We start from the raw sequence: 25,338 nt of genomic DNA, 5'->3' as shown, positions 1-25,338 counted from the left end.
AGAGAGTGCTATGTTTAAGTATAATGTCCGAGGAGAAAATATTGAGGTTACAGAACCGATCCGCAGCTACGCCGAGAAAAAATTAGGCAGACTGGAAAAATACTTTAGCAACGTGCCTGAAACAACTGCGCATGTCAACTTAAAAGTATATCCATTCCCAGCCGAAAAATCTGCTAAGGTGGAAGTTACGGTTCCGCTACCTTTCCTGGTTTTAAGAGCCGAAGAGACTTCCAACGATCTATACGGAAGCATCGATTTGGTCGTGGACAAACTTGAACGCCAAGTCCGTAAGTACAAGACGAAGATTCATCGCAAATCCAGAGAGAGAGGATTTGATATCGGTAACGAGCCGAATCTGATCGAAGAAAAAATGGAAGACGATGAGAATCCGCTTGAAATCGTCCGCACTAAACGTCTTTCCCTCAAACCGATGGACAGTGAAGAAGCTGTATTACAGATGAATATGCTTGGACACAACTTCTTTATCTTCGAAGATGCTGAAACGAACGGCACAAGTATCGTGTACCGCCGAAAAGACGGCAAATTCGGTCTGATCGAAACTGACTAAATCCGAAAATAACGTCCCCCGCCCATAATAAACGGCGGGGGGCTTTTTTTATTAGGCAACAGGTGCATGGTTTTGTTGATGGCGAGTAGTTCACATTAATTAAAAGTAATGATAGAATAGTAGAGATAAAAGAATTATTTTTGCATCAGCAACGAACGACTTATACACGAATGCATACCCAGTGAAAATGATTGCTGGAATGAAATCAGACAGCAAGAGGAGATATAGAATGGCCAACTTTTTAAAGAAACTCATCGAGAATGATAAGAAAGAGCTACGTTCCTTGGAAGGAGTAGCGGATAAGGTCATCTCCTACGCGGATCGAATGGCCGCTTTGGATGATGAAGAATTGCGCGAACTGACCGAATCCTATAAAGAACGCTATAAAAAAGGGGAGTCTTTGGATGACCTGTTGCCTGAAGCTTTTGCGGTAGTCCGCGAAGGCGCAAAACGCGTCTTGGGACTGTATCCTTATAAAGTGCAGATCATGGGGGGGATCACCCTGCATAAAGGCAACATCGCCGAAATGAAGACCGGTGAAGGTAAAACCTTGACTGCAACAATGCCTGTTTACCTGAACGCCTTATCGGGCGAAGGCGTTCACGTTGTCACCGTCAATGAATACCTGGCAAGCCGCGATGCTGTTGAGATGGGTGAACTGTACCGCTTCCTGGGGTTGACTGTAGGCTTGAACACTAACGGCAAGTCTTCTGAAGAAAAACGAGAATCCTATAACTGCGACATCACTTACAGCACCAACAATGAATTGGGCTTCGATTATTTGCGGGACAATATGGTTGTCTACAAAAATCAAATGGTGCAGCGCCCGTTGAACTTTGCGGTCGTCGATGAGGTCGACTCGATCTTGGTTGATGAAGCCCGTACACCATTGATCATTTCCGGACAAGCCGAAAAATCGACAGCACTCTATAACCGAGCTGATTTCTTCATCAAAGGATTGAAAGAGAATGAAGACTTTACGATCGATTTGACATCCAAATCGATTGCATTGACAGATGAAGGCATCGAGAAAGCCGAAAAAACATTCCATTTACCAAACCTGTACGATGTGGATAATACCCGCTTGGTGCATCATTTGGATCAAGCTTTGCGCGCGAACTTCATCATGCTTGTGGATATCGATTACGTAGTGGAAGACGGAAAAGTAAAAATCGTTGACCAATTCACTGGGCGGATCATGGAAGGCCGTCGTTACTCGGACGGACTTCACCAAGCCATTGAAGCGAAAGAGAACGTTGAAATCGAAAATGAATCGAAAACGATGGCCACCATCACTTTCCAGAACTATTTCCGTATGTACAAAAAACTGTCTGGTATGACCGGTACGGCGAAAACGGAAGAAGAAGAATTCCGGGAAATCTACAATATGAACGTCATCTCGATTCCTACAAACAGACCGATCGTCCGTAATGACTTTCCGGATTTGTTGTACCCATCCTTGAAGAGTAAATTCAGGGCTGTCGTCGGCGACATCAAAGAGCGTCATGCCAAAGGGCAGCCGATCCTTGTCGGTACCGTAGCAGTGGAAACTTCGGAACTGCTTTCGCACATGCTGCGTCAAGAAAACATTCCGCACCAAGTGTTGAATGCCAAAAACCATTTCCGGGAAGCGGAAATCATCATCGGAGCCGGTCAACCCGGAGCCGTCACGATCGCCACCAACATGGCCGGCCGTGGTACCGACATCAAGCTGGGTAAAGGCGTCAAGGAATTAGGCGGTCTCTGCGTCATTGGTACCGAACGCCATGAATCACGCCGGATCGACAACCAACTGCGTGGACGTTCCGGACGTCAAGGGGATCCTGGTGAAACGCAATTTTACCTGTCGTTGGAAGATGACTTGATGAGACGCTTCGGATCGGAACGCATCCAGCAAGTTTGGAGCAAATTGAATTTGGACGATGAAGCAGAAGACGTGGTCATCCAAAGCAAAATGCTTTCCAAACAAGTGGAATCCGCCCAGAAACGAGTGGAAGGCAACAACTACGATACCCGTAAAAACGTATTGGAATACGACGAAGTCATGCGCGAACAGCGTGAAATCATTTATGGACAGCGTCTGGAAGTCATCAACGAAACCGAATCCCTGAAGTATGTCGCAACAGCCATGATCAAACGTGCGATTGCGCGTGTGGTCGAAACACACACCATCGGTGAAAAGGCGACATGGAACCTACAAGGGATCCGCGATTTTGCGGGAGCTGCCCTAGTGCATCCCGACAGCATCAGTTTAGCCGATCTGGAAGGCAAAACTGCGCATGAAATCGAGGAATATTTGGTGGAACGCGCAATGGAAGTTTACAAGACAAAAGAGAAACAATTGAGTCCGGAACAAATATTGGAGTTTGAAAAAGTCGTCATCCTGCGGGTCGTGGACAGCAAATGGACCGATCACATCGACAATATGGATGAGCTGCGCCAAGGAATCGGCTTGCGTTCATACGCACAGAACAATCCGTTGACCGAGTACCAAACCGAAGGCTATGATCGTTTCCAAGAAATGATCGCCACCATCGACTATGACGTCACCCGCATCGTGATGAAATCAGAAATCCGCCAAAATCTGCAACGACAATCAGTAGGCCAAGGCTCGAACATCATGCCGACGCGCGAAACAGTCGCGTCCTTAACCGAGCAACAGGAACAAGCGCGCAGAGCACAGATCGCCGCAATGAGAATGCAAAAACTGATGGAAATCCAAAAAGCCAAACAAGCGGCTGAAGCAGCAGAAAAACAAGAGTCGCCTACCGAATAATAACCGGGAGCGATTCAAGCAATCTACACTTCATCCAGCAAAAAAAGTCAAACACACACTAATCGGATACAGCGCCAATCGAGGAGGGTCGGGATAAAAAACAGTAGCTTGTTTTTATCCCGACCCATCCTTCTTTTGTCGAATCTAGGAGGAAATCAAATGGAATTAAGTGAAATCAAAGCAATATTGGAAAGTTCAGAAACAAAAATCTCAAGCTTCAGGAGGTCTCTTTGACTTAGATGGCCTGGAAACGGATATCGCGGAATTCGACGATCGCATGCTCGATCCTGAGTTCTGGAACAATGCCGAAGCGGCGCAGGAAGTCATCAATCAATCGAACCAAATAAAAGTAGTCTACAATACCTACAAGAGTTTGGAAGCGCAGTATGAGGACCTGGAAGTCTTGTATGAAATGGTGAAAGAGGAAGAAGATCCGGATTATTTGGAAGAATTGAACGAAAAGACGAAAGAATTTACCGAAGCGTTGGAAAAATACGAACTGACGATGCTGTTGAACGGACCGCACGACAAATCCAACGCCATCTTGGAAATCCATCCGGGTGCCGGCGGAACGGAATCCCAGGATTGGGGAAGCATGCTTTTCCGCATGTACACACGTTGGGCCGATAAAAAAGGCTTCGACGTGGAGACACTGGACTATCAAAGCGGGGATGAAGCCGGAATCAAGAGCGTAACGATCCTTATCAAAGGATTGAACGCCTATGGCTACCTGCGTTCGGAAAGGGGCGTACACCGTTTGGTCCGCATTTCGCCGTTCGACTCGGCCGGAAGAAGACACACCTCTTTTTGTTCGATCGACGTGATGCCGGAGATCGCTGCGGATGATACGGAGATAGAAGTGAGTCCGGATGACATCCGTGTGGACACGTACCGCGCCAGCGGAGCAGGCGGACAGCACATCAACAAAACATCCTCAGCCATCCGGATCACGCACATCCCGACCGGCGTTGTTGTGGCGAGCCAGGCGCAACGTTCCCAATTCCAGAACAGGGACACCGCTATGGGGATGCTGAAGGCAAAACTATATCAACTTCAAGAGGAAGAGCGTGAAAGAGAACTGGCAGCCATCCGCGGAGAACAAAAAGAAATCGGTTGGGGTTCACAGATCCGTTCTTACGTATTCCATCCCTATTCCATGGTCAAAGACCACAGAAGCAGCTATGAAACGGGTAACGTACAGGCCGTCATGGACGGGGATCTGGACGCCTTTATCGACGCCTATCTGAAAATGACAATGGATCAGGAAGAGCTATAAGAACCGCAACGAAATGAAAAATGGCCAGACGTGAGCAGGAATAATGAGGATTCAGCTGGGCTTCTGAGAAACTATTGACACATACTTGTAAAGAAACTAAAACAGACATAGTTACACAACGTGCTATAATAGGGAAGCATTCTTGCGGCCTCTGAAGGTTTCAGAACGGCAGCAAGGAAAAAAAGAAAAGACAGGTGATAAAATGATTGAAATGCTGAATGTCTCTAAGAAATACAACAACGGCATTACGGCGGTCAATAATCTGAGCGTGAAGATCGAGCAAGGGGAATTTGTTTATATTGTAGGCCCCAGTGGAGCCGGCAAATCAACCTTTGTCAAAATGATGTACCGCGAAGTAAAACCATCCTCAGGAACAGTTCAAGTAGGCAAATATAATTTAACGACCATGAAGGAAAAGGAAATCCCATTGTTGCGTCGTTTTGTGGGCGTAGTCTTCCAGGATTTCAAATTATTACCGAAACTGACCGTATACGAAAACATCGCCTACGCGATGGAAGTAGTCGAAAAAAGTCCGAAAGTCATCCAGAAGCGCGTATTGGAAGTGCTTGATTTGGTCGGACTGAAGCACAAAGTCCGGATGTTCCCGAATGAACTTTCCGGTGGAGAACAGCAACGGATTGCGATTGCGCGTGCGATTGCGAACATGCCTGGCGTCCTGATTGCGGATGAGCCAACAGGTAACTTGGATCCGGATACGTCGATGGAAATCATGCGCATTCTGGAAGAAATCAACAACCAAGGCACGACGATTCTGATGGCAACCCATAACAGCCAAATCGTTAATGACATCAAACACCGTGTATTAGCAATAGAGAATGGCCGTATTGTCCGAGATCAACAAGAAGGAGAATATGGATATGAAATTTAGAACATTTATGAGACACATAAGAGATGCGTTCAAAAGCCTGTTCCGTAATGGCTGGATGTCGATCGCCTCAATCAGTGCTGTGGCGCTGACCTTGCTGCTTGTGGGATCCTTTACCGGTATTCTCTTGAACGTGAACAAATTGGCTTCCGACGTCGAAAATGATGTGAGTGTAAAAGTTTACATCGATCTGGCGGCTGATCCGGCTGCGCAGGAAGTGTTGAAAACAGAACTGGAAAACATCGCCAATGTGGAATCGATCACTTTCTCAAGCAAGGACGAGGAATTGGATAAGATCATCGGCAGCTACGGCGATGAGTTCGACCTATTCGGTGGGGATGCCAATCCGTTGTATGATGCTTATGTCCTGAACACAACGGCTCCGGAACAGACGAAAGCGGTAGCTGAAGCAGCATCCGCTATGCAGTATGTCACGCAGGTCGAATACGGCGGTGCCACAGCGGATAAATTGTTCGAGACGATTGCGACGATCCGTACGATCGGGCTTGTCATCATCATCGGTTTGCTGTTGGTTGCCGTATTCCTGATTTCCAACACAATCCGAATCACCATCTTTTCACGGAGCACAGAAATTGAAATCATGCGTTTGGTGGGGGCTAAAAACAGCTTCATCAGATGGCCGTTCCTGATTGAAGGAGCCGTTATCGGTCTGATAGGGGCATTGATTCCCATGACCTTCCTCATATTCCTTTACCGCTTCATTTTTGATGTGAGCGGGGATTACTTGGCAGGCACAAACTTCGGGCTTTTGACTCCGAATCCATTTCTTCTCTACATCAGTCTTCTGATGGTGGGCATCGGCATCTTTATCGGAGCATTCGGTTCCGTATTCTCGATGCGCAGATTCCTGAAAGTTTAAAAATAATTCGAGTTCAAAAAAGGTTCCAGTCATACTACTGTATGGCCAGAACCTTTTTTCTGTTGCCTGAAACAGTGTTCTTGCCCGAAAAAAAGACAAGCTTTAATTATTATTTTTACTCTCGAATATTTCCCCGGAACCGGACAGAATCTCCTGTACAGCGCACTTTTTGGAGTCTACTGGTTTGAGAAACAAAAATCAGCCGGTGAAATCTGAATTGCCGTTTTCCAACATTTTTAGTATGCTGAAAAGGAAGCGAGCCGAACAGGAAGCTGAGGGGCTCAGAATACGTACATTCGTAAAATACATGGGATGGCATTCGCCATCCCGGACCCCAATCGGTCGGAGGAGGAAACATGAAAAAGGTTTTGCTAGTGGATGATGAACCATCCATCGTTACATTGTTGGCTTTCAACTTGGAAAAAGACGGCTACGAGGTGACAACTGCCACCGACGGAGCGGAAGGCTACCGTTTGGCCATCTCGAATCCTTTTGACTTCATCATTTTGGACCTGATGCTGCCGTCAATGGACGGAATGGATATCTGTAAACGTCTGAGACAGGAAAAATTTGATACACCGATCATGATTTTGACAGCGAAGGATGATGAATTGGAGAAGATCATCGGACTTGAGTTGGGGGCGGATGACTATATGACGAAGCCTTTCAGCCCCCGCGAAGTATTGGCCAGGATGAAAGCTATCTTAAGAAGAACAAACAAAGCTGTTCCGGCTGAACCGGTTACGACTGCCCAACAGGAACTACCGGAAGATGAGACAGAAAAAATTGAAGTGGGCGAAATCACTATTTTCCCGCAATTATATGAGGTCCATGTTGATGGAGCATTGATTGAAATAACGCCGAAAGAATTTGAATTGTTGCTTTACATGGCGAAGCGTGCCAATCGCATCCTGAGCCGGGAACAGTTGTTGAACGCCATCTGGAATTTTGATTACGCGGGAGAAACGCGCATCGTTGATGTGCACATCAGCCATCTCCGCGAAAAAATCGAAAAAGATACCAAAAATCCGCAATACATCCGTACGGTCCGAGGCTTCGGGTATAAATTCGAGGTAGCTAAGCCATGAAGCAACTGCAGTTGCGGATGCTTGCCACATTTGTGCTGATCTTCGCGCTTTTCAGTGTGGCTTTCGGAATATTTCTGGAGACAGTGTTAGGGAATTATACGCGGAACTTGCACAGTGAGCTGCTTGTTGAACAGACTCAAATAGTGGGTACACTGCTCCAAAACAGCACGGATGGCAGTGATTGGTTTTTTGTTGAAGCAGAGTTGGATAAACTCGATGCTTTCACGGAAGACAGGATTACTTTGGTCGATACTGATGGGGTTGTTCTTTATGATTCGCAGATCACTACAGTTAACTTGGAGAATCATCTGCGACGGGAAGAAATCCAGGAGGTTCTTTCCGGGGAGGCTTACGGAACAGGTCAGCGAAAGAGCGAAAGCACCAATCAGGAGTTGTATTATGTAGCTGTACCCATCTATGATGAGGCAGGCACCATCGTTGCGATTATCCGATTATCCAGACCACTGAGCGCCTTGACGGTCAGCCAACGCATTGAACAGTCCCTTTACGTTTTTATCCTATTGGCTTTGGTGGTAGCGTTCATACTCACCTATGCTTTGACGAAACGTATCGGCAGACCGATTGATGCCGTTATGGATGTTGCCAAAAAGCTTTCCGACCACCAATATGATGCGCGGTATAAAGGGAGAGGCTTCGGCGATTTCCAGAAATTGGGGGAAACCATCAATGAGCTTGCCGAGAGTCTGGATAATCAAATGAACGAGATCAAGCAAAATGATGAACGCCTTACGGGGTTGATCAACCATCTTGTTATCGGCGTGATGCTTTTGGATGAAAACAAGGAAATCACAATGGTCAATGCTGCTATGCAGGAAATATTGAGCGAAAGCGAAGAATCATTGGTCGGCCAATCCTATGTTGAGGCAGTAAGCAGTTATGGGCTCAGCCATATGATTGAACGAGCGTACACATACAGAGAGCCGCAGAATGACGAAATCTACTTTTATTATCCAAAAGATAGGGTAGTCGATGCCAATATCGTTCCGATCACAAGCAAGAAGCCTGGCGAAATGAACCTGATCGTCCTCCTCTACGATATAAGCGAAATCCGGCGATTGGAAAAAGTCCGCACCGACTTTGTTGCGAATGCATCCCATGAGCTCCGGACTCCTATCACTGCTTTGAAAGGATTTGCCGAAACATTGTTGGACGGTGCAATGGAAAATCCCGTCATCCTGAAGCAATTTTTGGAGATCATCTTATCCGAAAGTACAAGGTTAAATCTTTTGGTGAATGATATATTGGAGTTATCCAAGTTGGAGCAGCGCCAAGTTCCGCTCACAGTGGAAGAAGTGAACGTTTCGGAAGCGGTGCTGGCGACATTCCAGTTGGTCGATCAGAAAGTCAAAGAAAAGAACATGACGCTGGAATTAGTGGAAAAGGATTTCGTCACCTTGCATACGGATCCGAACCGCTTGAAGCAAATACTGGCGAATCTGATCAACAATGCCGTAGTCTATACGCAAGCCGGAGGGCATATTACGGTCACAGTCGAGAGGATGGCAGAACAAGTGCATCTTCACGTTGCCGATAATGGCATCGGGATACCGGAAGCCGATCTGGGAAGAGTTTTTGAACGCTTCTATCGCGTCGACAGAGCCCGGAGCCGCAACTCCGGAGGTACCGGATTAGGCTTGTCGATCGTGAAGTATTTGGTTGAAAACATGAACGGAACGGTGACTGTAGCAAGCAAGCAGGGGAAAGGGACGACCTTTACAGTGACGTTGCCCCTATAAGAATGGATTCAAATACAAAAGCTTTACAGGCGAGAAACGCGTCTGTAAAGCTTTTTTGCTGGGATTCTGAGGGCTTGTTTACAAAACATTTACAAAAAAGAGGGCAACTCAACAAAAACTTTACACGAAACCGCAAGGAAATTAACAAAAGACCGTTAATATTAGGGTTGTGAACAGGCAATGACGTTCAAATAACCTCAACATAAAGGATGGTAAAAAATGAACTTTGGCAAATTATCTAAATTCGCAATGGCTTTAACTATCGGCGCTACATTGGCGGCTTGCGGCAATGGTGACGGAGGAGACGCAGCAACAGAAAGCGGTGCGGCAACAGAAAGCACAACTGCAAGCAACGATATCTTAGTAGATGGATCTTCCACAGTATTCCCGATCATGGAAGCAGTAGCAGAAGAATTTTCAATCGTAAATCCAGACCTCAGAGCGACTATCGGTGTATCCGGTACGGGTGGCGGATTTGAGAAATTCATTGCAGGCGAAACAGACATCAGTAATGCTTCACGTCCGATCAAAGACGAAGAAATCGCCTTGTTGGAAGAAGCCGGCATCGAATATACGGAGTTCCAAATTGCCTTGGATGGCTTGACAGTAGTTGTTAACAGCGAGAACGACTGGGTAGATCAATTGACTATCGAAGAATTAGCAATGATCTGGACAGAAGGAACCGGCGTAGAAACATGGGCGGATGTCCGTGAAGGCTGGCCGGAAGAAAAAATCGAGTTGTTCAGCCCAGGTACTGACTCAGGAACGTACGATTACTTTGATGAAGTGATCTTGGATGGCGAACAAATCAACAAAGTAGCTTCATTATCTGAAGATGACAATGTCTTGGTACAAGGTGTTTCCGGATCCGCAAATGCTATCGGGTACTTCGGATATGCATACTTCCTGGAAAACAGTGACATCGTCAAGGCTGTTCCGATCGTAAACGGTGAAGGCGTTGCAGTCACACCAAACGACACAACAGTTCAAGATGGATCTTATGAGCCGCTATCTCGCCCATTGTTCATCTACGTGAAGAACGAGTCATTGAAAAATGAAAATGTCTACGAGTTCACGAAATACACATTGGAAATGGCAGCCGAAATGGCAGCTGAAGTTGGCTATGTAGCACTACCGGCTGAAACGTATGAAGCAGCTTTGACTACATTGGAAGGCTTAAAATAAACAAAACCAAATAAATAACTAAGGGATGTAAGGGAAGCGAGCGTTGTGCTTCCCTTGCATCTCATCTTTATTAGAGGAGAATCAATATGTCCAAATCTGTCAAAGACTTGATGAACGAAAAAAGTTCACGACAAAAATCTTTGCAATTTACAGAAAAAGCAATGCCTCTTTTTTTTCTGGTCTGTGCGATCATTTCGATCCTGACGACATTCGGGATTGTGTTCACATTGGCGAAAGAAACGTTCACGTTTTTCAATGATGTTCCGATCCTGGAATTCCTTACCGGAAGAGAGTGGTATCCTTTCTTCAAAAATGATCCCAGTTTTGGGATTTTGCCGTTATTGAGTGGAACATTCTTGATAGCAGGCATTGCGATGCTCGTAGCCGTGCCGCTTGGCTTGGCCTCAGCCATCTATTTGAGCGAATACGCAACCGAACGGACCAGAAAAATCGTCAAGCCGGTTCTGGAGGTTTTGGCCGGGGTTCCTACGGTAGTTTACGGGCTGTTCGCCTTGACGTTCGTTACCCCATTGCTGCAGACAGTTATCCCGAACTTGCCGATATTCAATGCGCTGAGCCCTGGTATTGTCGTGGGGATCATGATCATCCCGCAGATCACGTCCTTGTCGGAAGAAGCGATGGGCGCTGTGCCGAACGCCATGCGTGAGGGGGCCTTAGCTTTGGGGGCTACCCGTTTGGAAGTGGCGCTGAAAGTCATTTTACCGGGGTCCTTGTCAGGGATCATCTCATCCATTGTATTGGGAATCTCGCGTGCGGTTGGCGAAACGATGATCGTATCCACAGCTGCTGGCTCCACGCCTAAATTTACGCTTGATGTAACAGAATCCATCCAGACGATGACTTCCTACATCGTCCAGGTCAGCATGGGGGATGCCACATATGGTTCAACCATTTACTACAGCATCTATGCAGTAGGGATGACCTTGTTCCTCTTCACCTTGCTGATGAACCTGTTGGCGAATTATGTGTCTCGTCGTTTTAGGGAGGAATATTGATGAAATTAGTAGAGAAGAACAACAAAAGAATCAACAACCGGCTGATGCTTAACAATTTATTCAAAGGACTTTTTTTTCTCGCCACCTTTTTTGGTATCGTCGTCTTGGCTATCCTGGTCATGCGGATCGTCTCGCAAGGAGCCAGCTATCTTGATTGGGATTTCTTGAGCAATTATGCATCAAGAAGACCGGAAGATGCCGGTATCAAAGCCGCCATCTATGGTACCGTCTGGATCATGGCCATTGTCGCTCCAGTATCACTCATTCTGGGTGTCGGAACGGCGATCTATCTTGAGGAATATGCTCCAGATAATAAATTTACGCACTTCATCGAGTTGAACATTTCGAATCTTTCCGGCGTGCCATCCATTGTTTTCGGGCTCCTGGGGCTGACTGTATTCGTCCGCTTGCTGGAAATGGGCCGAAGCGTCTTAGCGGGCGGTTTGACCATGAGCTTGATGATTTTGCCTGTAATTGTTGTTTCCAGCCAAGAAGCGATTCGCGCCATTCCAAAGGAACAATATGAGGCCTCTTATGCGATGGGTGCCACCAAATGGCAGACGATTCGTACAGTCGTTCTTCCGGCAGCTGTGCCCGGCATCCTTACTGGATCGATATTGGCTCTTTCAAGGGCGGTCGGGGAGACTGCACCGCTGTTGATGATCGGAGCGATGACCTTTATTGCCTATGTTCCGGAAAGCATCTTATCCGGTTTCACGGCAATGCCGATCCAAATCTTCAACTGGGCAGGACGTCCCCAAGAAGAATTCCAGGCGGTCGCTGCAGCAGGAAGTATTGTCTTGATGCTTATGTTGGTCATCATGAACTCATTGGCAATCTATATCCGCAATAAATTCTCGAAGCGTTATTAAATTAGGAGGGTACTCATTTGAATCCAGAAGTGAGCTTAAAAGATAAAAAAATGATTTACAGCGTGAAAGATTTCAACTTATGGTACGGGGATACACACGCCCTGAAAAACATCCAACTTGATATTCCAACGAAAGAAGTCACGGCGATCATCGGACCATCAGGATGCGGCAAGTCCACTTTCATCAAAACCTTGAATCGGATGGTCGAGTTGGTTCCAAGCGTAAAAATGACGGGATCAATCAATTATAATGAACAAAACATTTTTGATCCAAGATACAAAGTGGAACAGCTGCGTACGGATGTGGGGATGGTCTTCCAAAAGCCGAACCCTTTCCCAAAATCGATCTATGAAAATATCGCATACGGGCCTAAAATCCATGGCATCAAAGATAAAACCATTTTGGACGAGATTGTTGAAAAAAGTTTGAAAGGTGCAGCTCTTTGGGATGAAGTAAAAGATCGTCTGAAGCAGAATGCCTTTGGGTTATCCGGTGGGCAACAACAACGTTTGTGCATCGCCAGGAGTCTGGCGGTGGAACCGGAAGTCCTTTTGATGGATGAGCCGACTTCCGCATTGGATCCTATTTCGACGTCCAAAGTCGAAGACCTTATCCAGACTTTGAAAAAAGACTACAGCATCATCATCGTTACCCATAATATGCAGCAGGCAGCCCGGATTTCGGACCAAACGGCCTTCTTTTTAAATGGAGAAGTGGTAGAATATGATAAGACGGAAATCATTTACTCCAATCCGAATGACAAACGCACAGATGATTATATCTCTGGCAAATTCGGGTAAGACTGGGCTATAATGGGATAAGAGATGCACTGTGATGCATAATGACTTGTAACAGGGGGCGAAAAGATGAGAAAGATTTTTGAAGAAGAATTGCAGGATTTGCACGTACTTTTCTCTGAAATGGGGAAAATGGTGAATGAAGCAATCTACATATCTGTTAAAGGTTTTGTGAATCATGATAAAGAGCTTGCTGCAGAAGTGATAGCGAGTGATATCGTCATCAACCAAAGAGAAGCGGAAATCGAGAAAAGATGCTTTGAATTGATCGCGTTGCATCAGCCAGTCACTGGTAACCTCCGCAGAATCGTTACCATCATGAAGGCATGCGCGGATCTGGAGCGTATGGCAGATCACGCCGTGAGTATTGCGAAGTCGACTATCCGTGTTAAAGGCAATAAGCGCAATTCCGATATCGAAGCAGCGATAGCAGAGCAATCAGAAAAAGTGAAAGTCATGGTGGAGGAAGTACTTGCAGCCTACATCAAAACGGACATCGAAAAAGCAAAAACAGTTGCTCTAAGCGATAAACTGGTCGATCAGGCCGCCGAACATATCTACGGACGCGCCATCGAAGAGATGAAGCTTGATCCGGAGCTGGTTCTGGGAGCGACCGACTACATCATGGTTGCCGGCTATCTCGAGCGGATCGGCGATTATGTAACAAATATTTGTGAATGGATCATTTATTTGGGTACAGGGAAAATCATCGAATTGAACACAAACAACAAGTTCGAAGACTGACAGATTTATGAATGCAGGATGAGAAATGCTGAAGCCAGGAAGAACGCGCAATCAAACCCGATTGTGCGGCATCTTCCCGGCTTTTTTTTTGCTTTATTCAGTAAGGGCAGCCAGAAGTGGCTGATTGAAAACACTCATGAAAATGTAATAAATATTTCTGTGCTATATGTAAGACAAGCGTTCCGGCAATTTGTTATAATATGGATAATCGTAGAGTAAATTTACAGAAAAATAACGTAAAATCAACGTTACAATGTTCCATCAATAAAATATATGGTGGATTTACATAAAATTTACAAAAGAGATACGAAACATTTACAAACATTCGTTACGATGGATAAGTATGTGTTCAAGGTAAATACATGGGAGGTACACAATGAAATTAAGATACGTTTCAGCCATAGTCAGTCTCGCTGCCGTTTTTGCGCTATCTGCCTGCGGACCTGTAGTCGATGAGGAATCCATCACCGCGGTCGGCTCTTCTGCGCTGCAACCGCTAGTCGAGGCAGCAGGGGAACAATTCAGCGCGGAAAATCTGGGTAAATTCGTCAATGTCCAAGGCGGCGGTACCGGAACCGGCTTGAGCCAAATCGCCGCAGGTGCGGTAGACATCGGCAATTCGGATATTTTTGCCGAAGAGAGGGAAGGGATCGATGCCAGCCAATTGGTGGACCATCGTGTCGCCATCGTCGGGATTACGCCTATCGTGACGCCTGGCGTCGGTGTAACGGATCTTTCCATGGAAGAGTTGCGCGGCATCTTTACCGGCAAATACAGCAATTGGTCCGAATTGGGCGGAAAGGATCTGCCGATCGTCGTTTTGAACCGTGCGAAGGGCAGCGGGACCAGGGCGACATTCGATAAATGGGTTCTGGCCGGAGAAGAAAGCATCATCACCCAAGAGCAAGAATCTAACGGAACAGTCCGTCAGATCGTTGCTTCAACACCAGGCACCATCAGCTATGTATCGTTCTCGTACGTCAACGAAGATGTCGAGGCGCTTTCCATCGATGGGGTAGAGCCAACACCAGAGAACGTTGCGACAAACGAATGGGTCATCTGGGCATATGAACATATGTACACGAATGGTGAACCGACGGGATTGACGAAAGAATTCCTGGATTACATGCTGTCGGAAGAAGTGCAAGGCAATCTGATCGAAGCATTGGGATATATTCCTTCGACGCAAATGAAGGTCGATAGGGACATTGAAGGAAACGTAACACCGATCGAATAACAGCAACTGAAATATCATTGTGATGAAAGGCTTCGCCTTTTCGGAGGACGGCGCCTTTCGTTGCGGCTCAAAGTTTAAGAGGAGGGTTTCTCTTGGAAATGACACCAGGAAACTTAATGAAAAAGTCAAGTAAACGCAGATTGGAATCATTTGGACGCACCATCAGTCTGATCAGCACGGCAGTCATCGTCTTCATTGTGCTGTCCATTCTATATTTTGTCACCAGCAAAGGGATATCCACCTTTGTTACGGATGGCGTATCGCTAGGGGATTTTTTGACGAAAAGCATCTGGAACCCCGGTACCGTCGCTGATGACGGCACCCCGTTGGTCGGCGCCTTGCCGATGATCGCTGGCTCATTTTTGGTCACCTTGATTTCCGCAGCTTTGGCAACGCCGTTTGCCGTGGCTGCAGCCTTGTTCATGACGGAAATTTCACCGAAATCCGGGAAAAAAATACTGCAGCCAGTCATCGAACTGTTGGTTGGTATTCCGTCTGTTGTATATGGATTCATCGGCTTGACGGTTGTAGTGCCGTTTGTCCGCTCGTTGTTCGGCGGTACCGGATTCGGTATTCTTTCTTCCACCTTGGTCCTGTTCGTCATGATTTTGCCGACCGTGACCAGCATGTCAGTGGATGCGTTGAACGCAGTCCCCCGTCATTACCGGGAAGCTTCCCTTGCTATGGGTGGGACGCGCTGGCAGACCATCTATAAGGTGGTTTTGCGGGCAGCTACCCCAGGCCTTATGACTGCGGTCGTCTTCGGGATGGCGCGAGCGTTCGGAGAAGCCTTGGCGGTTCAAATGGTCATCGGGAATGCAACGTTGATGCCGAATAGCCTGGTGACGCCGGCTTCAACATTGACAAGTATTTTGACGATGAGCATGGGGAACACCGTGATGGGAACCCTGGAAAACAATGTCCTCTGGTCATTGGCGACCATCCTCCTGTTGATGGCTTTATTCTTCAATATTTTGACACGCTACATCGGTAAGAAAGGAGCCGTTAAAAAATGAACATGAATCCCAAAAAAGTAGACAAATTTATGGTCGGCCTGATTTATTTATTTTCCGGAACGATCATCCTTATCTTGGCAAGTCTACTGCTCTTTATTCTATGGCGCGGCCTGCCCCAGTTCTCATGGGAATTTCTGACGGCTCCGGCAAAATCCTTTCAGGTAGGCGGCGGAATCGGAGTGCAGTTATTCAATTCCTTTTACCTATTGGTCCTGACGCTGCTGATCAGCACGCCTCTTGCACTGGGAGCGGCGATTTACCTTTCGGAATATGCACCTCAAAATTGGTTTACCGACATCATCCGTACTGCTATCGAAGTTTTGAGTTCCTTACCGTCTGTTGTAGTCGGTCTCTTCGGATTTCTGATCTTCGTCATCCAGTATGGTTTTGGCTTCTCGATCCTTTCGGGAGCCTTGTCCCTGACCATCTTCAATCTGCCGCTTTTGACGCGGACGATTGAAGATTCCTTGCGGGCGATCCCGTCTTCCCAGCGTGAAGCTGGATTGGCGTTGGGGCTTTCCCGTTGGGAGACAGTCACGCTGATCATTCTGCCAGCTGCTTTGCCGGGTATTCTGACCGGGATGATTTTGGCTGCGGGCCGTATTTTCGGTGAAGCAGCCGCATTGATCTATACAGCTGGGCAGAGCGCTCCGGCTTTGGATTTTACAAACTGGAATCCGCAATCCATCACAAGTCCGTTGAATATTTTCCGGCCTGCTGAAACATTGGCTGTGCACATTTGGAAAATCAACAGTGAAGGCGTGAAACCGGATGGAGCGCAAGTATCCGCTGGTGCCTCAGCAGTACTGGTGTTGGCGGTCCTCATCTTCAATCTGACTGCCAGAAGTTTGGGCAGAAGATTGCAGAAGAAGGCTACTTCAGCATAGAACCGGAAAATTGATTTGAAGGAGGGACCCTTGATGGGGAATGAAAAGACACTGGAAACGAATATCATCCGGATGCGTCCTGAGGCTGAAGTTGCCCTGAAGACAAATGATCTGCATGTTCATTATGGCGATTTTGAAGCAATCAAAGGCGTTTCCATGGAATTTGAAAAGAATAAAATCACCTCGCTGATCGGACCGAGCGGGTGCGGGAAATCCACTTATCTTCGTTCGCTGAACCGGATGAACGACGCTGTTCCCGGCGCAAAAGTGACTGGGGAAATCATTTACCAAGGCATTGATGTGAACGTAGCTGAAGTCGATGTATTCGAAGTGCGGAAAAATATCGGGATGGTATTCCAAAGACCGAATCCTTTCAGCAAATCGATTTATGAGAATATCGCTTTTGCGCTGAGAAGGCATGGCATGAAAGATAAGTCGGCATTGGATGAAATCGTCGAAACCAGCTTGAAACAAGCTGCCCTTTGGGACCAAGTGAAGGACCAATTGAACAAAAGCGCCTTAGCGCTCTCTGGCGGACAACAGCAACGTCTCTGCATCGCACGCGCGATCGCACTGAAACCGGATATCCTGCTTTTGGATGAACCTGCCAGCGCGTTGGATCCGATATCGACTTCTCAAGTCGAAGAAACCTTGCTGGAGTTGAAAGAAAAGTATACGATTATCATTGTTACACATAATATGCAACAAGCATCGCGGATCAGTGACTATACGGCGTTCTTCTATTTGGGCAATGTCATTGAATATGATGAGACCAGAAAAATCTTTACCCGTCCGAAGATTCAACAGACGGAAGATTATGTTTCTGGGCATTTCGGCTAGGAGGAAAGCAACGTGAACAGCACAAAACCCATTATTGAAACGCGTGATGTACATTTATATTACGGAAAGAACGAAGCGTTGAAGGGCATTTCGCTTGATTTTCATAAAAAAGAAATTACGGCTCTGATCGGGCCGAGCGGATGCGGAAAATCCACCTACTTAAGGACGTTGAATCGCATGAACGATCTGATTCCGGATGTGACGGTCACCGGGAAAATCAGTTTCAATGGTCAGGATATCTACAGTCCGCAGATGGACACCGTAGAGTTGCGGAAAAAGGTCGGCATGGTTTTCCAACAGCCGAATCCGTTCCCCTTTTCGGTATTCGATAATGTGGCGTATGGCTTGCGCATCGCCGGGATGAAGGACAAGGAAAAAATCGCCCGGATCGTGGAAGAAAGCCTGAAGAAAGCAGCTGTCTGGGATGATGTCAAAGATAAATTGGATCAGAGCGCCTTATCTTTGTCAGGCGGTCAGCAGCAACGTGTCTGTATCGCCCGGGTCTTGGCGATCGAACCTGAAGTCATTTTGTTGGATGAACCGACGAGTGCGTTGGATCCGATTTCCAGCGCTCAGATCGAACGGATGCTTATGGAATTGAAAAACGAGTACACGATGATCATTGTTACGCACAATATGCAACAAGCATCGCGGATTTCTGATAATACTGCCTTTTTCTTGAGCGGAGAATTGATTGAATTCGGTGAAACGAGCCAAATCTTCACCAATCCAAAGGAAAAACAAACGGAAGATTATATTTCTGGACGTTTCGGCTGATCCGTTGCATAATGAAAAATATTTACAAAGGGGTTGGTTTGTGATGAGACGAGTGTTTGAAGAGGAATTAAAGAGTTTGCACGCTCACTTTTTGAAGATGGGTGTGTTGGTCAATGAAGCGATCCAGAAATCAGTGGATGCTTTTGTCACGCACGACAAAGAATTAGCGCAGCAAGTCATTGATGAAGATGCAGCCATCAATGCATTGGAGAACGAGTTGGAGCTCGAATGTTTCGAATTGATAGCCTTGCAACAGCCGGTCACCACTGACTTGCGCAAAATCGTAACCGTGATGAAAGCCAGTGCGGATCTAGAGCGGATTGGCGATCATGCTGTCAGTATCGCAAAGTCGACGATCAAAGTGAAAGGCACCAAGCATGATGCCGATATCGAAACAGCTATCGCGGAAGCTGCCTTGATGGTCATGGCGATGGTAAGGGAAGTTCTGGATGCTTACGTTGTAATGGATGTTGAACGGGCACGCGAGATTGCATCCAGGGATACAGAAATAGATGAACGTGCAAAAAATATCTACGAAAGCTGCATCGAGCATATGAAACAGGATCCTGACATCATTTTCGGAGGGACCAATTACATGCGCATTTCGACTTATTTGGAAAGAATAGGCGATTATGTAACGAATATCTCCGAGTGGATCATTTACTTGGATTCCGGAGAAGTCGTAGAACTGAATGTCCACCATAAAATTTAATGAGGAAAGCGTTGCGATGCCCAAGCGGTGTTGCAACGCTTTTTTTCTGGGTCAGTCAGTTCTTAAGCCAAGGCAGTTTGCTTGCAGCTGCTTGATTTCGACAGCAAGGGCAATAGCTTTCATAGAACGGATGAATTTGCTAAAATAAGGATTGAAGTAAGGAACAGGAGACTAAGTGAGATGATGTCAGACTTGAATACAGAAACGATACAAGCAGTTACGAAAATATTCAAATTGATCGGCGATCCGACCCGTTTTTTGATTCTCCATGTATTGGAAAACCGGGAACTGAACGTAAATGCCATCGCAGAGGAACTGGAATTGGAGCAATCGGCAGTTTCGCACCAGCTGAAAAAGCTACGGGAAGCAAAGTTGGTAAAAAGCAGAAGAAGCGGAAAAAATATCCTCTACAGTCAAGACGATCAGCATGTCTACGCAATTCTGCATTTGGCTGTCGAACATGCCGAACACGGCAGGGATGATGGACATAAAGAGGCTGATACAGCCGCAGCAGACAAGAAAGAGACTTGAACATCCGTGCGAACTAATGTTCTTTTTAGCCTTGGATATGGTATACTACAGACAATTAGGAAGCAGACGAAAACCAAAGAATAAGTCAAAGAAGGATCTGAAAATATGGCAAAAGACCAAATCATCGTACGGGGAGCCCGTTCGCACAATTTGAAGAATATAGATGTCACCATCCCGAGAGACAAACTTGTCGTCATGACCGGCCTTTCCGGATCGGGCAAGAGCTCGTTGGCTTTCGATACGCTTTACGCGGAAGGGCAAAGACGTTATGTGGAAAGCCTCTCCGCCTATGCGCGCCAGTTTTTGGGCCAGATGGACAAACCGGACGTGGACAGTATCGATGGCCTGAGCCCGGCGATTGCGATCGATCAAAAGACGACGAACCGCAATCCGCGTTCAACAGTCGGCACAGTTACGGAAGTCAACGATTTCCTGCGCCTGCTTTTTGCACGTGTCGGGCATCCGATTTGTCCGAATGATGGCACGCCAATCAGCAGCCAATCGCCCGAACAGATGGTGAATCAGGTTCTGGAGCTGCCGGAACGCACGAAACTGCAGATACTGGCACCGATCATCAAAGGGAAAAAAGGGCAACACAAAAAAGTGTTCGAGGATATCAAGAAGCAAGGCTACGTCCGCCTCCGCGTCGATGGGGAATTGTTTGATGTTTCCGAAGACATTGAATTGGAAAAGAATAAAAAACATGACATCGCGATCGTTGTCGATCGGCTGGTCATCAAGGAGGGTATCCGTTCGCGGATCTTCGATTCGATCGAAGCCGCGTTGCATTTGGCCGATGGATACGCCATCGTTGATGTCATCGGCAGTGAAGAGCTTTTGTTCAGCGAACACCACGCCTGTCCCTATTGCGGATTTACGATCGGTGAGATCGAACCGCGCCTGTTTTCTTTCAACGCGCCTTATGGAGCCTGTTCCGAATGTGATGGGCTGGGGATGAAATTGGAAGTCGATCCTGACTTAATCGTTCAGGATAAACAGCTTTCCCTGAATGAAGGGGCGCTGGTGCCTTGGAACCCGATCAGCTCGAATTACTACCCGGAAATGCTGCGCCAATTTTGTGTGCAGAACGGGATCGATATGGACCTTCCGTACGTCGAACTAAGCACCGATACCCAGCAGAAACTGCTCTATGGTGCTGGAGGCGAATTGTTCCATTTCCATTACCAGAATGAATTCGGCGGTGTCCGGGATGTCGATATCCCTTTTGAAGGGGTCATCACCAATGTCAATCGACGCTACAAAGAGACATCGAGCGATTTTACGCGCGAAGCGATGCGCCAATACATGACCGAGCTGCCTTGCCACACTTGCCATGGCTATCGTTTGAATGAGCAAGCCCTGTCCGTGAAGGTGGCCCAACACGACATCGGTCAAGTCACGGAGTTTTCCATCGAGAATGCGGTCGCTTTCTTCGAGGAGATTTCCCTTTCGGAACAAGAGAAGCAGATTGCCGCGCCTATCCTGAAGGAAATTTTGTCCCGATTGACTTTCCTGAAGAACGTCGGCCTCGACTACTTGACCTTGAGCCGGACGGCGGGCACACTTTCCGGTGGGGAAGCGCAGCGGATCCGCTTGGCGACGCAAATAGGCTCCAATCTGTCCGGTGTGCTCTACATTTTGGATGAGCCATCCATCGGGTTGCACCAGCGCGACAACAATCGGTTGATCGAATCGATGAAAAATATGCGCGACCTTGGCAACACGTTGATCGTTGTGGAACATGATGAAGACACGATGATGCAGGCGGATTATCTGATCGATATCGGACCGGGTGCTGGTGAACTCGGCGGCGAAATCGTGGCTGCCGGTACACCTGAGCAAGTCATGAAAAACAAAAAATCGCTGACAGGGAAATATCTGTCAGGGAAATTGTTCATCCCGGTTCCGGAGACACGAAGGACAGAAGACAAAGGTGCCGTGGAAATCACCGGCGCCACTGAAAATAATCTGAAGAATGTGGATGCTGCCTTTCCTTTAGGTAAAATCGTGGCAGTCACCGGTGTTTCCGGTTCAGGGAAGAGTTCTTTGGTCAATAATGTCCTGAAGACGGCCCTGGCCAAAGAATTGACCCGTACGAAAGAAAAACCGGGCAAGTTCAAGACAATCAGCGGGTTCGAAGGTCTGGAGAAAGTCATCGATATCGACCAAAGCCCGATCGGACGGACGCCGCGAAGCAACCCGGCAACCTACACCAGCGTCTTCGATGACATGCGCGACCTTTTTGCCAGCACCAACGAAGCCAAAATACGCGGCTATAAAAAAGGCCGTTTCAGCTTCAATGTCAAGGGTGGTCGTTGTGAAGCCTGCCGCGGAGACGGCATTCTCAAGATCGAAATGCATTTCCTGCCGGATGTCTACGTGCCTTGCGAAGTCTGTCATGGCACGCGCTACAATTCCGAAACTTTGGAAGTGCAATACAAAGGAAAGAACATCGCCCAAGTCTTGGATATGACGATTGAGGAAGCTTTGGCCTATTTTGAAGCCATCCCTAAAATCAGGCGCAAACTGCAGACCATCGTAGATGTCGGCCTCGGCTATGTGACATTGGGGCAACCAGCCACGACTTTATCCGGCGGTGAAGCCCAACGGATGAAGCTGGCCAGTGAACTGCAACGCGTTTCAAGCGGAAAGACATTCTACATACTGGATGAACCTACCACGGGGTTGCACACACACGATATCGCCAGATTATTGCAGGTTTTGGACCGCTTGGTGGAAGCCGGCAACACGATCGTCGTGATCGAACACAATCTGGATGTAATCAAAACTGCCGATTACATCATCGATATGGGTCCTGAAGGCGGAGCCGGCGGGGGAACTGTACTTGCAACCGGCACTCCGGAAGAAATCGCCGAAGTGAAGGGCAGCTACACCGGCCAATTTCTGAAGCCTATTCTGGAACGGGATAAAGCAAGAAACAAAAAGACAAAATAGATAGCGAAAGGCCAGCCGATTCCGGTTGGCCTTTTATTGTACATGCTACCCTCTAGTCATTTCTGCTGAAGGGAAAATCAATCTTTAGACCTATGACAAGGGAAAAGAAATTGGGCATAATAAGTACATAAGCAACAGATAATCAGCAATAGGCAAACTGTCCCATGTCAGTGAATAGATAAATGGATAACCATCAAGGAGGAAATACCATGAATGAAAGAGACCGTATTTTGGCGTTGGTAAGAGAAGGCATCATCACTACCGAAGAAGCCTTGGTGCTTTTGGAAAACTTGGCGAAGCGTGAGGGAAAAGATGCCGTGAAATTGAATCAGCAGCAAGATTTTACAGATACACCCGATAGTGCATCAGAATACACAGAGCAGACCGATCAAGCATCCGATCAAGAGCGGGAAGACCGCAAAAATCTGGAAAAGATTTTGGATGAACTGGCCAGCGAGATTTCCTATTTCTCCTCTCAGATAGATGCGAAAGGCGAAGCGCTCCAATCGCTGAAAAAACAGATCAACGACAAAGCCGAAAAAAGACAAGAATTGGCGACAGCCGATGAACTGGGCGATTTGACGGGCGAGCAAGAAATCACCTTGATGCGCTTGGATGAAGAACTGGAAGGCCTGCGCGGGCAAGCTGCCGCACTGGAAGCCGAAAAAGTCGAGATGGAACAAAAAATGCGCGGCCTCAAGAAGGAGCATGTGGAAAACAGCGTGAAATCCTTTGGCGAGAAACTGGGCAATAAAGAGGAATGGAAAGATACAGCCACCAATTTCACAGATCGCCTCACCAAAGCAGGCGCACAACTGAGCAAATTTTTGACCGACACGGTGCAAACGGTCGTAGAGAATGTCGATTGGAAAGATACTGATTTCAACATCAAGATCCCTGGATTGATCACCAGCAAATTCCAGCATGAATTCACATTCGATCAAAACACAGCGACGATTCTTGATTTCCAACTGGCAAACGGCAATGTGACGTTGCAGAGTTGGGATAGCGAAACCATTTCGGTTGCCGCGGATGTGAAAATCTACGGGAAAACCGATGAAGCGATAGCGAAGGAAGCGTTCGATGCTCGGAGCACGCTGGTGATGGATGAGGATAAATTCACTTTCCGCGTTCCGAACAAACGGGTGAAATGCGATATCGTCGTCTCTTTGCCAAAGCGCGAATACGATTACGTCGCAATCAAGATGTTGAACGGGAATGCGACCCTGAAAAACATTGAAGGAAAAGATTTTTACATCAAATCCACGAATGGCAATATGGTCATTTCAGGTCTCAAGGCCATCATGCTGGAGACGGATGGCGTCAACGGGAACCTGGATGTCTCAGAAAGCACGATCGTGGATGTGCTGGCGAAAACCATCAACGGCAGTCTGACGATCAAGAGTGATGTCATCAGTGCAACTGTTTCCGTTGTGAACGGCGATGTGAAACTTTCCTATCCGGGAACCAACGCCAAACAGATCCAAGCCAGCTCCGTCAACGGGTCAGTCAAGCTGTCCTTGCCTGCTGCCAAAAGCGCAGAAGTGAAAGCCAGCAGTTCTTTGGGGAAAATCATGAACCGGATGGAAAATATCGAAATCATCCGCCAAAAAAATGAACACACAAACAAGTACCTGGAATTCAGACGAATGGACGAGGAATCGCCTGTTATGGTAGAATTAAAGACAACAACAGGAAACATATTCTTAAAAAATAACTAAAAATAGCTACAATAAATGGCACACATAAGGAGAGAACGAAAATGAAAAAATTAACCAAATCTGCTACAGACAGACAAGTCAGCGGTGTTCTGGGAGGTATTTCCGAATACTTCGGCATCGACTCAACGATTGTGCGTGTGGTATTTCTGATTGCCGTATTTGCGGGAGTCGGTTCGCCCGTGTTGCTGTACATCCTGATGGCTGTACTGATGCCTGAACCGGGCCGAAGCGACAGCGGACAATCATTCGGCGGAACGTATGATTCCTCATCTTCCCGCCGCAGTTCCGATGCCTCGAGATCTGTAAAAGAAGCAAAACCAGTGGACAAACAAGAAGAGGATGACTGGAGTGATTTCTGATGGGTTTTTGGAAAAAAGCGGCGGTCAACTCGCTAGTGTTCATCGCTTTGGCTTATTTCATGGCACCTTCATTCTATGTGCATAGCCTTTGGACAGCTTTTTGGGCCAGCATCATCTTAGGGATTGTAAACTTTCTGATTAAACCGGTGCTTTCGATCCTCTCGTTCCCGATCACAATCCTGACGTTCGGCTTGTTCAGCTTCGTCATCAATGGATTTATGCTGTATCTGACGTCTTGGTTGGTCGGTCCTGGATTCCACTTCACAAGCTACGGCACAGCATTCCTGGTGGCTCTGATCATGTCGGTCGTGCATATGTTCCTGAGCAGGGACGACGCGCGTTAACCAAGAGGGTTCGGTTACGGCACTTAGCTCCAAATTACATAAAGTAAGGCAGTTGAAACGATTGTTTCAGCTGCCTTTTTGTACTTTCGTATGCACCCATAAAATGTTATGATG

Annotated in this window: 23 protein-coding genes; all 23 read left to right on the top strand. The window is 47.1% G+C overall.

Features of this window, described 5'->3' with window-relative positions; genetic code table 11:
• The first annotated feature begins 10 nt into the window (after positions 1–10).
• The 23 genes from hpf to C7R73_RS04400 all read left to right on the top strand — a co-directional run bounded on the left by hpf (position 11) and on the right by C7R73_RS04400 (position 25,224).
• On the top strand, positions 11–568 hold the full coding sequence (gene hpf, locus C7R73_RS04510; protein ID WP_106449327.1) for a ribosome hibernation-promoting factor, HPF/YfiA family: 558 nt from the start codon (positions 11–13) through the stop codon (positions 566–568).
• A gap of 229 nt (positions 569–797) precedes the next feature.
• Positions 798–3,344 carry a preprotein translocase subunit SecA gene (secA, locus tag C7R73_RS04505; protein WP_106449326.1) on the top strand — a complete coding sequence of 849 codons (2,547 nt, stop codon included), beginning with the start codon at positions 798–800 and terminating at the stop codon, positions 3,342–3,344.
• A gap of 159 nt (positions 3,345–3,503) precedes the next feature.
• Positions 3,504–4,620, top strand: a protein-coding gene (gene prfB / locus C7R73_RS04500; RefSeq protein ID WP_106449325.1) for a peptide chain release factor 2 whose coding sequence is annotated in 2 segments (ribosomal slippage) — positions 3,504–3,575 and positions 3,577–4,620 — 1,116 coding nt in all. Because the reading frame shifts where the segments join, the coding sequence is not laid out codon by codon here.
• A 202-nt stretch (positions 4,621–4,822) separates the two neighbouring features.
• Entirely contained in the window at positions 4,823–5,509 is a 687-nt protein-coding gene (ftsE, locus tag C7R73_RS04495; RefSeq protein ID WP_086629500.1) for a cell division ATP-binding protein FtsE, read from the top strand.
• On the top strand, positions 5,499–6,386 hold the full coding sequence (gene ftsX / locus C7R73_RS04490) for a permease-like cell division protein FtsX (protein ID WP_106449324.1): 888 nt from the start codon (positions 5,499–5,501) through the stop codon (positions 6,384–6,386). Before ftsE ends, ftsX begins: the two co-directional genes overlap by 11 nt.
• Positions 6,387–6,742: 356 nt before the next feature.
• The gene (locus C7R73_RS04485) at positions 6,743–7,474 is read left to right on the top strand and encodes a response regulator transcription factor (protein ID WP_106449323.1); all 732 of its coding nucleotides are present in this window, start codon (positions 6,743–6,745) and stop codon (positions 7,472–7,474) included.
• Positions 7,471–9,231: a two-component system histidine kinase PnpS gene (pnpS, locus tag C7R73_RS04480; protein ID WP_106449322.1), complete on the top strand. Its 1,761-nt coding sequence runs from the start codon at positions 7,471–7,473 to the stop codon at positions 9,229–9,231. Before C7R73_RS04485 ends, pnpS begins: the two co-directional genes overlap by 4 nt.
• 219 nt (positions 9,232–9,450) lie before the next feature.
• Positions 9,451–10,416, top strand: coding sequence for a PstS family phosphate ABC transporter substrate-binding protein (locus C7R73_RS04475; RefSeq protein WP_205076462.1), 966 nt, complete (start codon positions 9,451–9,453; stop codon positions 10,414–10,416).
• An 86-nt stretch (positions 10,417–10,502) separates the two neighbouring features.
• On the top strand, positions 10,503–11,432 hold the full coding sequence (gene pstC / locus C7R73_RS04470) for a phosphate ABC transporter permease subunit PstC (RefSeq protein WP_106449321.1): 930 nt from the start codon (positions 10,503–10,505) through the stop codon (positions 11,430–11,432).
• Complete coding sequence (gene pstA, locus C7R73_RS04465) at positions 11,432–12,304, top strand: phosphate ABC transporter permease PstA (protein ID WP_106449320.1); 873 nt, start codon at positions 11,432–11,434, stop codon at positions 12,302–12,304. Before pstC (C7R73_RS04470) ends, pstA (C7R73_RS04465) begins: the two co-directional genes overlap by 1 nt.
• 50 nt (positions 12,305–12,354) lie before the next feature.
• Positions 12,355–13,104, top strand: coding sequence for a phosphate ABC transporter ATP-binding protein PstB (gene pstB, locus C7R73_RS04460; RefSeq protein ID WP_106449387.1), 750 nt, complete (start codon positions 12,355–12,357; stop codon positions 13,102–13,104).
• 66 nt (positions 13,105–13,170) lie between these two features.
• Positions 13,171–13,845: a phosphate signaling complex protein PhoU gene (gene phoU / locus C7R73_RS04455; RefSeq protein WP_106449319.1), complete on the top strand. Its 675-nt coding sequence runs from the start codon at positions 13,171–13,173 to the stop codon at positions 13,843–13,845.
• A 376-nt stretch (positions 13,846–14,221) separates the two neighbouring features.
• On the top strand, positions 14,222–15,082 hold the full coding sequence (locus tag C7R73_RS04450) for a phosphate ABC transporter substrate-binding protein PstS family protein (RefSeq protein WP_106449318.1): 861 nt from the start codon (positions 14,222–14,224) through the stop codon (positions 15,080–15,082).
• Between the two features lie 98 nt (positions 15,083–15,180).
• Positions 15,181–16,098 (top strand): phosphate ABC transporter permease subunit PstC, encoded by a 918-nt coding sequence (gene pstC, locus C7R73_RS04445; protein ID WP_106449386.1) that lies wholly within the window; start codon positions 15,181–15,183, stop codon positions 16,096–16,098.
• A gap of 2 nt (positions 16,099–16,100) precedes the next feature.
• Entirely contained in the window at positions 16,101–16,985 is an 885-nt protein-coding gene (gene pstA, locus C7R73_RS04440) for a phosphate ABC transporter permease PstA (protein WP_086629494.1), read from the top strand.
• A 33-nt stretch (positions 16,986–17,018) separates the two neighbouring features.
• Entirely contained in the window at positions 17,019–17,825 is an 807-nt protein-coding gene (gene pstB / locus C7R73_RS04435) for a phosphate ABC transporter ATP-binding protein PstB (protein WP_106449317.1), read from the top strand.
• Between the two features lie 12 nt (positions 17,826–17,837).
• Complete coding sequence (gene pstB, locus C7R73_RS04430; RefSeq protein ID WP_106449316.1) at positions 17,838–18,602, top strand: phosphate ABC transporter ATP-binding protein PstB; 765 nt, start codon at positions 17,838–17,840, stop codon at positions 18,600–18,602.
• A gap of 43 nt (positions 18,603–18,645) precedes the next feature.
• On the top strand, positions 18,646–19,314 hold the full coding sequence (gene phoU / locus C7R73_RS04425) for a phosphate signaling complex protein PhoU (RefSeq protein ID WP_106449315.1): 669 nt from the start codon (positions 18,646–18,648) through the stop codon (positions 19,312–19,314).
• A 183-nt stretch (positions 19,315–19,497) separates the two neighbouring features.
• The gene (locus C7R73_RS04420; protein WP_205076469.1) at positions 19,498–19,845 is read left to right on the top strand and encodes an ArsR/SmtB family transcription factor; all 348 of its coding nucleotides are present in this window, start codon (positions 19,498–19,500) and stop codon (positions 19,843–19,845) included.
• A 105-nt stretch (positions 19,846–19,950) separates the two neighbouring features.
• Complete coding sequence (uvrA, locus tag C7R73_RS04415; protein WP_106449313.1) at positions 19,951–22,800, top strand: excinuclease ABC subunit UvrA; 2,850 nt, start codon at positions 19,951–19,953, stop codon at positions 22,798–22,800.
• A 209-nt stretch (positions 22,801–23,009) separates the two neighbouring features.
• Positions 23,010–24,521, top strand: a complete 1,512-nt coding sequence (gene liaX, locus C7R73_RS04410) for a daptomycin-sensing surface protein LiaX (protein WP_161525861.1) — start codon at positions 23,010–23,012, stop codon at positions 24,519–24,521.
• Positions 24,522–24,562: 41 nt separating this feature from the next.
• The gene (locus tag C7R73_RS04405) at positions 24,563–24,880 is read left to right on the top strand and encodes a PspC domain-containing protein (protein ID WP_106449311.1); all 318 of its coding nucleotides are present in this window, start codon (positions 24,563–24,565) and stop codon (positions 24,878–24,880) included.
• A complete protein-coding gene (locus C7R73_RS04400) occupies positions 24,880–25,224 on the top strand; it encodes a phage holin family protein (protein ID WP_106449310.1) in 345 nt (114 codons plus the stop codon). The genes C7R73_RS04405 and C7R73_RS04400 overlap by 1 nt, the downstream gene beginning before the upstream one ends.
• The last annotated feature ends 114 nt before the right edge of the window (positions 25,225–25,338 follow it).

This window comes from Trichococcus alkaliphilus (genome assembly GCF_003008695.1).
GTDB classification, from domain to species: domain Bacteria; phylum Bacillota; class Bacilli; order Lactobacillales; family Aerococcaceae; genus Trichococcus; species Trichococcus alkaliphilus.
Note: the sequence above shows the minus strand (reverse complement) of the source record. Positions and strands in the feature narration are given on the sequence as shown.